This window comes from Kistimonas asteriae, assembly GCF_018263925.1.
Classification (GTDB): domain Bacteria; phylum Pseudomonadota; class Gammaproteobacteria; order Pseudomonadales; family Endozoicomonadaceae; genus Kistimonas; species Kistimonas asteriae.
The window spans coordinates 126,050-136,774 of record NZ_JAEVHF010000014.1 but is presented as its reverse complement, the minus strand read 5'-3'; the positions used below and the strand labels follow the sequence as shown (position 1 = coordinate 136,774).

The window sequence follows — 10,725 nt, the reverse complement described above, 5'->3', positions numbered from 1 at the left end:
TTCAACGGCCGGTTTGTCATCCTGTGGCAAACCGGCGGATAGGATCAGGCCGGTGTTGCCTCCGGACTGTTTGTTTTTGTGGATACTTTTCTTGCCGCTGCGCGTTCGCGTTTTTTGCTGCGGCGGTACTCAATGGGTGTTAAGTCCGTCCAGCGTTTAAAGGCTCGGTAGAAGGTGCTGGGTTCGGAAAACCCGGTCAGGTAGACAATCTCGTCAATGGATTCATCTGTCCGTGCCAGTAACCGACGGGCCAGATTGCTCCGGTAGCTGGCCAGCAGCTGGTTGAAACTGGTTTCCGCTTCAGCCAGCCGGCTGCGCAGGGTTCTGGCCGTAATGTCCAGCCGTTCCGCCACGGATTCCAGACTGACCTGGCCGGAGTCCAGCAGTTCGCCAATGACCCGGGTGACCGCCATGACCACATCCTGTTTTTCCAGCCGGGCCATCTGCTCGGATGCCACCTGCTCATGGGCGCGCATCAGCTCCGGTTCGGCATGCAGGGAGCGATAACTGAGAACGGCGGGATCAAAGACCAGTTCATCGGCTTCCCCCCCAAAGGCGACCGGGCAGCCGAACACCCGACGGTATTCACTGTCATCCTCCGCACCCTCATGGGAGAAGGTGATGGCCAGCGGGGTAAATGCGCCATCCGTGACATGCCGGAAAAAACGGATCACACCCAGCATGATGCTGTCGCTCAGGTGCCGGATGCTGACGGCATCGCCCGTGGACGGTGCAACAACCAGCGCACAGCGGTCCCCGCTGGTTTCCAGCCGGCCGCTGATGGCGTCACTGAGAAGACGCTGGTAGCGCAATGCCCGTTGCAGGCCTTCCTCAAAGGTGTGGCTGCTCAGGAACAGGTATTCCAGCACCTGACCACGGAACAATGGCGTATTTTCTCCCAGGTGCAGTCCGATCAACGGGTCGCCGGTGACGTCCTCGCAGGCCTGCCAGAACAGGGTTTGTGCATGATGGGGGGTGCGGGTGCGCTGGTCGGCCAGCAGTTGCGCCGTGATATTACAGCGTCGGTAGATCGGTGTGGGATCAATCCCGGCATTCATGAAGGCCTGGTGTGCCATCCGTACCAGGATACCTGCGTCTTTTAATTCGCTCATGTTACTGCCCGGCTTCTGTTGTTATTCCGTCAGTCCATTGCGGCGGCTGTTATTGGCAGCACCTTGGCTGTACGGGGTGTTATTGCCTGATCGTGCCGTATTCGTTTCGCTATCTTAGAGAGGATTGGGGGGGATGACAATCGGTTACGGCGGCGTCATTGGCAATCGGGCAGGGATGCAGCGGTGAATCAGCCAATGTGACGGTACGGGTGCATGTAAGAATCGAAGACTTGTCCCAGGCAGCGGCTATTCATTATGCAGGCAGAATCATTATCGTCCATTCCTTCCCTGTGGCGGCTTTATGCGGGGGCTGCCGTCAAGCGCGGGCGCCCGGTGGGCGAGTCGTTGCCGGCACTGTCTGTCAGTGTGGCCGGAGTGCGGGCTGATTACGATCAGGTGCAGGCCTATAACCGGGTCTGTGGGTTTGAACAGCAGGAAACGTTGGCGCCGACATTTCTACATATTCTGTCCTTTCCGTTGCAGATGCACCTGTTGATGGACAACGCCATGCCGCTGGCGCCCATGGGGCTGGTACATGTTCGCAACCGGATTCGCCAGTACCGGCCGGTCGGGCAAGAGGAGCTGCTGTGGATTGACTGCACCGTCGGGGAAACCCGCCGGGTGGATGCCGGGCTGGAGTTTGACTTCACTACCCGCATTGAAGCGAACGGGGAACCGGTGTGGGACAGCGTCAGTACGACACTCTCGCGAATGCCGGGGAAGGCGGCTGGGAAAAAAACCAGGCGTCAGGATGAAACGCCGCCCGAACCGGAGGAAACCTGGTCGCTGTCGCCCGATCTTGGGCGCCGGTATGGGGCAGTTTCCGGGGATCGCAACCCCATCCACCTGTACCCGTTTACGGCGAAACTGTTTGGTTTTCGGCGCCCCATTACCCACGGCATGTGGTCCAAGGCCCGTTGCCTGGCGGCCCTGGCACCGACGATTGGGAAGAAGCCGTTCTCGGTCGATGTGCGGTTCAAAACCCCTGTCTACTTACCGTCTGATGTGTGTTTCAGCCGGCAGTTATATCAGTCGGGCGTCGATTTCCAGCTGACGTCAACGGGCGGCCGGCCGCACCTGACCGGTGAGATTGCCTGGCTCTGACGTTGTCTCATCAGGCAGTCCCGCTATAATTCCGCCTTTTTGGATGATGGCGGTATTTTAATGCAGGTGATGCAGGATACGGATCAGCACTGGATGCAGGAAGCCTTGCGCCTGGCGCGACTGGGGGCCGCCTTGGATGAAGTGCCGGTAGGCGCCATCGTGGTGCATGAAAACCGCATCGTCGGGCGGGGTTACAACAGCCCGATCAGCCGGGTGGATCCGGTCGCCCATGCCGAGATCCAGGCACTGCGGGATGCGGCGGTGACCCTCAACAATTACCGGCTGGTGGACTGTGATCTCTACGTCACCCTGGAACCTTGCACCATGTGTGCTGGCGCCGTCGTCCACAGCCGGATTCGACGGCTGATCTATGGCGCCAGTGAACCCAAGGCTGGTGCCGTTGCCAGTCAGGTCCGGCTGCTGGACATGCCATGGCTGAACCACTCGGTGGCAGTGGCCGGTGGGGTGCTGGAAGAGGAATGTTCACAACTATTGTCGGATTTTTTCCGCCGTCGGCGCCTGGAAAAGAAACAGGCCAAACAACAGGGTTGCTGCTGAATCAGTCAGACTGCGCCAGTACCTGTGGCTGTTGCAGGTGTTGGTAGAACAGGCGAATATTCTCGACATAGCGCACCGGTTCCGATCCTCGGGCATAGCCGTACCGGGTCTGCCGGTACCACCAGGACTGTTCAAGCAGTAGCAGTTGAAAACGCAGGTCTTCCCACTTGTCCGGATTGCCGCCAGCCTGCAGGGTGAGATCCCGGGCGTCATAAACATGCCCCATGCCGACGTTATAGGCGGCCAGGGCAATCCAGGTGCGATCCGGTTCGTGGATCGTTTCAGGCAGCCGGTCATAGATTCGGGTGAGGTACACCGCTCCGCCGCGCACACTCTGTGCGACATCCAGCCGATTGCGGACACCGACTTCCCGGGCCGTGGTGAGCGTCAGCATCATCATGCCTCTGACACCCGTGGGTGACCGGGCCCTGGGCGACCAGTGGGATTCCTGGTAGCTGATGGCGGCCAGCAGGCGCCAGTCGATTTGATGCTCTTTGGCAATGCGACGGAACAGTGACTCAAACCGCGGCAGGCGCTGTGCAATATGGGTGTTGATGCTGAGGCTTTCGGCAACGGAGAGCGAGCCGGGAATCACATCCAGCGGAGGATCAAAGAGCGGCGTTGCTGCGCTGTTGTCCAGATAATAAATCCAGCTCAGTTGCCGGTAGGATCGATTGCTGTCACGGGTATGCGCCAGTGATCCGATTTGCTGATTGGCCACCATGGACGGCAGCGAGGCAGGGCAGGCGATCCCCACGTCCGGCGACTTGTCACAGCCCGTCAGCAGCAGCACACTGATGATTCGCCATGGGGCAATGGAACCGCGCGGATTCTTATGGCGAAGGCGTATCATTCTCAACAAGATAACTGGTACTCCTTCATGGCGATGGTCAGCGCAGACTGGTCAGGCGCGTTATGGTGTGTGAACGAAAGCCGGATAATAGCGTCAAAGAGAAGTGAATCAGGGATTTGCCGGGTGGTTCAGTCACACGGCTTTCTGTATTATACGCGCACCCTGAGTACCCGCGCAGACTATTTGCGGTACTTACCCACCTCTCCCGGATTTCGAGGGTTCGTCTGACCATGGAGATTCTACGCGGCAATCCCGCGCTTTCTTCTTTCCGTTCTGAGAGATTGCTGAAGGCGCTTCAGCAGCAGGTGACCGGTGTCACCGGTGTGTACGCTGACTTCATGCATTTTGCGCGACTGACCGCTCCGCTGACCAGCGAGGAGCAGGGTATCCTGCAACGGTTGCTGCGCTATGGCCCGGGCATTGAGGCCCAGGCCCCTGTCGGACAACTTTTCCTCGTGGTGCCACGTTCCGGCACCATTTCCCCCTGGTCCAGCAAAGCGACCGATATTACCCATAACTGTGGCCTTGACCAGATCCAGCGTCTGGAAAGGGGCATTGCTTATTATGTCCAGATGGATGGGGAACCCGGTACCGAAGCGCTGGCAAGGATCGGTGATAGCTTGCATGATCCGATGACGGAGACCGTACTTCACAGCCTGGAGGCGGCCGAGTGTCTCTTCCGCGATGCCGAGCCACGGCCACTGACCTCCGTGCCGATCATGGCAGAGGGCCACGCGGCGCTGGAACTGGCCAACACCGAATTAGGACTGGCGCTGGCAGAGGATGAAATTGATTACCTGGTGGACAATTTCACCCGCCTGCAACGGGATCCCACCGATGTTGAGCTGATGATGTTTGCCCAGGCCAACTCGGAACACTGCCGGCACAAGATCTTCAACGCCTCCTGGGACATTGACGGTGAAGCACAGGATAAATCCCTGTTTGGCATGATCCGCAATACCTGGGAGATGCATTCTGATGGCGTGCTGTCTGCCTACAAGGATAACGCTGCTGTCATCGCTGGCTCCCGCGCCGGCCGCTTTTTCCCCGACCCTGACTCCTGCGAATACGGCTTTCATGAGGAAGATGTTCATATCCTGATGAAAGTGGAAACCCACAACCATCCCACCGCCATTGCCCCTTATCCCGGCGCCTCCACCGGTTCCGGTGGTGAGATCCGCGACGAAGGCGCAACCGGCCGTGGTGCCAAGCCGAAGGCGGGCCTGACCGGTTTCTCTGTCTCTAACCTGCGGATTCCCGGTTATGAACAACCCTGGGAAGGGGATTTTGGCAAGCCGGACCGTATTGTCTCCGCTCTGGATATCATGATTGAGGGGCCGCTGGGCGGCGCCAGTTTCAACAATGAATTCGGTCGTCCCAATCTCTGCGGATATTTCCGGACCTATGAAGAGCAGGTCAATGGCCCGGCCGGTGAGGAAGTGCGCGGTTACCACAAGCCGATCATGATTGCCGGTGGTCTGGGCAATATTCGTGCTGATCATGTGCAGAAAGCCGAATTCGCTGCTGGCGCCAAGCTGATCGTTCTGGGTGGCCCGGCCATGCAGATCGGTCTGGGTGGTGGTGCGGCGTCGTCCATGAGTACCGGTGAAGGGCAGGAAGACCTGGATTTTGCCTCTGTACAGCGGGAAAACCCCGAAATGGAGCGCCGTTGCCAGGAAGTCATCGACCGCTGCTGGCAGCTGGGTGACAAGAACCCGATTCGCTTTATTCACGATGTCGGTGCCGGTGGCCTGTCCAACGCGTTCCCAGAACTGGTGAGTGACGGTGGCCGTGGCGGCAATTTTGAACTGCGCAACATCCCCAATGATGAACCCGGCATGCCGCCGCTGGCGGTCTGGTGTAATGAGTCCCAGGAACGCTATGTCATGGCCGTTGAACCGGAGGATATGGCGCGCTTTGAAGCGATCTGCCGCCGGGAACGCTGTCCTTTCGCGGTGGTGGGTACCGCCACGGATGAAGAGCATCTGCGCCTGTCTGATGCCCACTTTGGCAACAACCCGGTTGATATGCCGCTGGAAGTCCTGCTGGGCAAGGCGCCCCGTATGCACCGGTCGGTGGAACGAACCGATTTTGAGCGCCAGGGGCTGAAGCTATCCGGTATCGATCTGGCGGAAGCGACAGAGCGTGTACTGCGACTGCCGACGGTGGCCGGCAAGAGCTTCCTGATTACCATCGGCGACCGTTCGATCACCGGTCTGGTCAACCGTGACCAGATGGTGGGGCCGTGGCAGGTGCCGGTGGCGGACTGTGCGGTGACCGCCACCAGTTTTGATGTCTATACCGGTGAAGCCATGTCCATGGGTGAGCGTACGCCGGTTGCCCTGCTGGATGGCCCGGCGTCCGGTCGGATGGCCATTGGTGAGGCGATCACCAATATTGCCAGCGCCCGGATTGGCAGCCTGTCGGATATTCGCCTGTCGGCCAACTGGATGTCTGCCGCGTCACATCCCGGGGAAGGCGAGCGTCTGTATGACACCGTGAAAGCGGTTGGTATGGAGCTGTGTCCGGCACTGGGTATCACTATTCCCGTGGGCAAGGACTCCATGTCCATGCGGACAGCCTGGAACGAGGATGGCACGGAGAAGTCTGTTACGTCACCGCTGTCCCTGATTATTTCTGCGTTCGCGCCGGTGCAGGATATTCGCAAGACCGTTACGCCCCAGCTGCGGACGGATCTGGGCGACACTGAGCTGGTGCTGATCGACCTGGGTCGTGGCCAGAATCGACTGGGCGGCTCGGCATTGGCACAGGTTTATCGTCAGTTGGGTGATGTGCCGGCTGACCTGGATAGTCCGGAAGACCTGAAAGCGTTCTTTGATGCGATTCAGCAGCTGATGGATGAGCAGAAGATTGTTGCTTACCACGACCGTTCAGACGGTGGTCTGTTGACCACGTTGCTGGAAATGGCCTTCGCCGGTCATACCGGTATCCGGGTTGAGCTGGATAAGCTGGCGGAAACCCCGTCTGACTTGCTGCCAGCACTGTTCAACGAAGAGCTGGGTGCCGTGATCCAGGTGCGCCGTGAGGACAAGGGCTATGTGATGGACTGCCTGGCCGAGTTCGGTTTGTCAGGCTGCGTTCATAGCATCGGTACACTGGCGGATGAACAGAATGTTGAGTTCGTCTTCCGTGGGCATGACGTGTTGACCGGCAACCGGATTCGCTACCACCGGATCTGGTCTGAAACCAGTTATCGGATTCAGGCGCTGCGCGACAATGCCGAATGTGCCCGGCAGGAATTTGATAACCTGCTGGACGACCGGGATCCCGGTCTACACGCTGTAGTTGCCTGGGACCATAATCGGGATATCGCCGCGCCCTACATTGCCCGGGGAGCAAAACCCCGGATTGCGATACTGCGTGAGCAGGGTGTGAATGGCCAGGTCGAAATGGCGGCGGCGTTTGACCGTGCCGGCTTTGCTGCGGTGGATGTGCACATGAGTGATCTCATGAGCGGTGACCGTTCGCTGGCTGATTTCACCGGTCTGGCTGCCTGTGGCGGTTTCTCTTATGGGGACGTGCTTGGTGCGGGTGAAGGCTGGGCGAAGTCGATCCTGTTTAACGGCCGCACACGGGAGCAGTTTGCCGCCTTCTTTGATCGGCGTGATACCTTCACGCTGGGGGTGTGTAACGGTTGCCAGATGCTGTCCAATCTCCGAGAGCTGATTCCCGGCGCATCACTCTGGCCTCACTTTGTCCGTAACCGCTCCGAGCAGTTTGAAGCGCGGGTGGCTATGGTGCAGATTGAGAAGAGTCCCTCGATCCTCCTGTCCGGCATGGTGGGTGATCGTCTGCCTATTGCCATTGCCCACGGTGAAGGACATGCGGAATTTGCCCATGCTGACGCCCTGCGTCGTTCCAGCCGTAGTGGTCTGGTCGCCCTGCGCTATGTCGACAACCATGGCCAGGTGACCGAGCGTTATCCCTTCAACCCGAATGGCTCTCCGGAAGGTATTACCGGCCTGACCACGGATGATGGTCGTGTCACGATCATGATGCCCCATCCGGAGCGGGTGTTCCGGGCGGTTCAGAATTCCTGGCATCCCGATGACTGGGAGGAGGAGGGCCCGTGGATGCGGATGTTCCGTAATGCCCGGGTCTGGGTTAACTGATAGCGAGTGAAAACTGAATACCCCGCGAAAGCGGGGTTTTTTATGGCGTTATTGGTGACTGCGGTTATACCGGTGGCACCAGAGGGCGATTGGGATTGTCGATCGCATTGACGGCAGGTCGGAATGGCTCTGGTTGTCGTTTTGGCGTGTCCTGTTCGTGGGCATGCTGGCTGGCTGCAATATGGGTCGCTCTCTCGGCTAGTGATTTCTGTAATGTTTTTTCCTGTTTCTTGGAGAGTGGTTTGCCCCGTTGAATCAACTCAAATATCGGGTCAAGTCGAGCGCTTACGGAGCGGGTGATGCGATAACCGGGCATGGCCGTGTTCTGGGTTTGAATCGTGGTATGGCCGCCATTAACCGCCATCTGCTGTAATAACGCCGCGAAGTCCGGGTTTTCTGTCATGATATGCCGGCGAATGAAGTCCGTTTCCAGAGTGTCGGATTGACAGGCCTCCAGATAGCAGAGCTGGGTATGGTCATGGGCTTTTTTGAGTCCGGTTCTATCCTTGTTGCTCTTGCAGCCTTCCATGACCGGCATGTCGATACTGTTAAGCAGGGCGTTGAGTGTACGGCTATACAGGAAAGGATCTTTTTCGGCGCAGTGGTGCATGCCTGTACGCATCAGTTCGCGCATGTGCTCGGCCAGTAGCTGGATCTTTTGTTGGGTTTCGGGCGGGTACTGGTGAAGTCGTTTGCCAATAAATCCTTCGACAGGATCACCGGGCGTCAGGCTGCCAATCAGCCGGCCGAGTGCTTTACGATTCTGTTCTTCTGCAGCTTTCCAGGTGTCGCCGGTTAGCGCGATAAATTTGTTGTGGGCGATCAGGTTGCAGGGGCAGATAAACATGAAAGGCTCAACATTAACGTTGACCTTATGGGGAGTACCGGCACTAGAGTAAACGGTGAGAGCCGTTGTTTTATCCTGCCAGTGCTTTTTCATGCTCTTCCAGGTTTCGCGGCACCATTGTCGCTCATCATCCATGGTTTCCTGAATTTTTTTTATGGGAATGTGCTTGCCCATGCTGCGCAAAGCATCCGGACTCATGAGGTTGGTGTAGCATACCGGCATGTCAATAACGGCATCCGGATTGTCCATGGCATTCGCCAGTTCTTCGGTGCCAGCCTTGTGTTGCAGCAGCAGGGCTGTCAGGGCTTCATTGAGTCGACGATGGGTAATGGTGTCCCGTTGGTCGGCAGGATGGGCATAGGCGTAGGGAATGCCTACCCTGACCGACTTTTCAACCTCTCTGCCATCCATGGACAAGCTTGATGTGTAAAGGTTTACCGCCGAGTCACTGTCCCGTCGCATGGAGGGGCTCATGCGCCCTTGGTAGCTATGTTCGAAGGGATCTCTCTCGCCCTGGGGTTCGCCGGGGTGGTGGTAGCGTAACTGGGCAGCAGGGCAGTAGGCGGTTTCAGAATGATGCAAAATACCGTTAATACGAAAAGCCTGTTGCTTTGAAAAGGCCTTGCTGGATTTGCTTAGTACGTCAGTCAGCATGGTGTTGTATGTGTTGCTGAGCCCGGCCTGCTCAAGTGTTTTTATAATCTTTGCATTACAATCTGCGACCTGTTGGACCATATCGGGTATGAACTCGCCCTGTTGGTCAATAGATTCTCGATGATCCATATAGAGCTTGAGTAATATCTTTCTGGCTTGCTTGGTCTGTGTTGTCATCGAATTGGCCAGGGTTTTCCAGGCTGCCTGGCACTGTGCTTCCAGGCAATCCCTGAAGGCTTCTGGCGTTCTGAAATCGTTACTTTGCAGGATGGTGAAGAGTTGTTCCTGTTCCGTGCAGGTTTGAAGCATCTTCGTGATATCAAGATCCAGACATCGACGCAGCTCGTCTGAGAGGTTTTTAGTTTTATCTAATCGTCTTTTAAAGGCATTCAGCGCATTTGTCAGGTGCGCAGGTTGTCTGGATCCACCGCTATTCAAGGTTTCGTAAGGTGACAAGCTGGTCATGTGGCTGACTCGTGTCGCAAGGCCGGCAGTCTGACTGACAAGCTTGATTTCACGGTGTGTGAGTCCGGCATTTTCCAGCAGGGGGTGAAGTGATTCTGCCAATAATGACTGGGGGCGGTTTTCGTGGTGGGTCAGGTGTTCAATCGTATGTGGCAAGCTTTGTTGAAACAGTGAATTATGTTGTTTCAAATACTGGAGAAACAGCTGCTGTGCTTCCTTGTTGTTTTTGGGGTAGGTCTGGTTATTGGCAAGATGTTTGAGGAAGGATTGTCTTAGCCAGGCTTTTTCTCCTGCCGGTATGCGAGCCAGCGAAGGAGACAGTTTATAGTGATTCCAGACTGCTTTCAGAAACGTTTGCCAGGGTTTACCGATCACTCGCTTGAGTTGTTTGTCCTGTATAGGTGCAGGTGACGAGGCTATCGGTGAAGCAGGAGGTGTATGGTCGCCCCGCTCAGAAGGCGTCGATGTTGCCTGCGCCGTTACCGTTTCATCCGTGGCCAGGGGGTGGGAATGTTGTTTGACCAGCTGGTGAAGTTGTTCGACGGCAGGATTGATAGTCCGATGGACGGAAGCGGCTGCACGCGGGGCTCTTTGGTGGAGTGATAGCGTGCTGACGTGGGATGCTGGAGCCTCTTCCCCATGTGTTTTTATTTTTTTGACAAACAGTTCGTCACCCTGGGCTTTTTTTACCGCTCTCTGGGAATGGGTGGTGCCTTCTGGCTGAGGCGTATTGTTTGATACGCCTGAGGTCTGGCTGGTCATTCCTGCAGGGCGGTTGCCGGGAATGCTGGGTGTTGATGAGTCCATGCAAATGCTTCCCTTCCTCCTTTAAGAATAGATGCTGGTGGCATCAGGAAGGGTTGGTCATGAGGCGTCTTTATAGTCGGTATGGAATTATAAAGTACGTATGAATCGCGAATGGTTTGAATGGCCAGGCCCGAACGGGGCATGTTCGGGCGAAGTGAGAGGCTGACTTATTGTACGGCGTTAATCAGCAGC

At 57.0% G+C, this 10,725-nt stretch carries 6 protein-coding genes; 3 read left to right on the top strand and 3 right to left on the bottom strand.

Going from position 1 to position 10,725, the window contains the following annotated elements; translation table 11 throughout:
* Positions 1-44: 44 nt before the first annotated feature.
* A complete protein-coding gene (locus KHS78_RS16100) occupies positions 45-1,112 on the bottom strand; it encodes an AraC family transcriptional regulator (RefSeq protein ID WP_211829492.1) in 1,068 nt (355 codons plus the stop codon).
* Between the two features lie 255 nt (positions 1,113-1,367).
* Here KHS78_RS16100 and KHS78_RS16095 point away from each other — a divergent pair, with 255 nt between their 5' ends.
* A complete protein-coding gene (locus KHS78_RS16095; protein WP_211829491.1) occupies positions 1,368-2,216 on the top strand; it encodes a MaoC/PaaZ C-terminal domain-containing protein in 849 nt (282 codons plus the stop codon).
* Positions 2,217-2,276: 60 nt separating this feature from the next.
* Positions 2,277-2,774 carry a tRNA adenosine(34) deaminase TadA gene (tadA, locus tag KHS78_RS16090; RefSeq protein WP_246506563.1) on the top strand — a complete coding sequence of 166 codons (498 nt, stop codon included), beginning with the start codon at positions 2,277-2,279 and terminating at the stop codon, positions 2,772-2,774.
* 1 nt (position 2,775) lies between these two features.
* On the opposite strand, the gene KHS78_RS16085 is transcribed toward tadA, so the two are convergent.
* Positions 2,776-3,627, bottom strand: a complete 852-nt coding sequence (locus tag KHS78_RS16085; RefSeq protein WP_211829505.1) for a transglycosylase SLT domain-containing protein — start codon at positions 3,625-3,627, stop codon at positions 2,776-2,778.
* 230 nt (positions 3,628-3,857) lie between these two features.
* On the opposite strand from KHS78_RS16085, the gene purL reads away from it, so the two are divergent.
* Positions 3,858-7,760 (top strand): phosphoribosylformylglycinamidine synthase, encoded by a 3,903-nt coding sequence (gene purL, locus KHS78_RS16080; protein WP_211829490.1) that lies wholly within the window; start codon positions 3,858-3,860, stop codon positions 7,758-7,760.
* Between the two features lie 64 nt (positions 7,761-7,824).
* On the opposite strand, the gene KHS78_RS16075 is transcribed toward purL, so the two are convergent.
* The gene (locus KHS78_RS16075) at positions 7,825-10,533 is read right to left on the bottom strand and encodes an inositol phosphate phosphatase SopB (RefSeq protein WP_211829489.1); all 2,709 of its coding nucleotides are present in this window, start codon (positions 10,531-10,533) and stop codon (positions 7,825-7,827) included.
* Between the last annotated feature and the right edge of the window lie 192 nt (positions 10,534-10,725).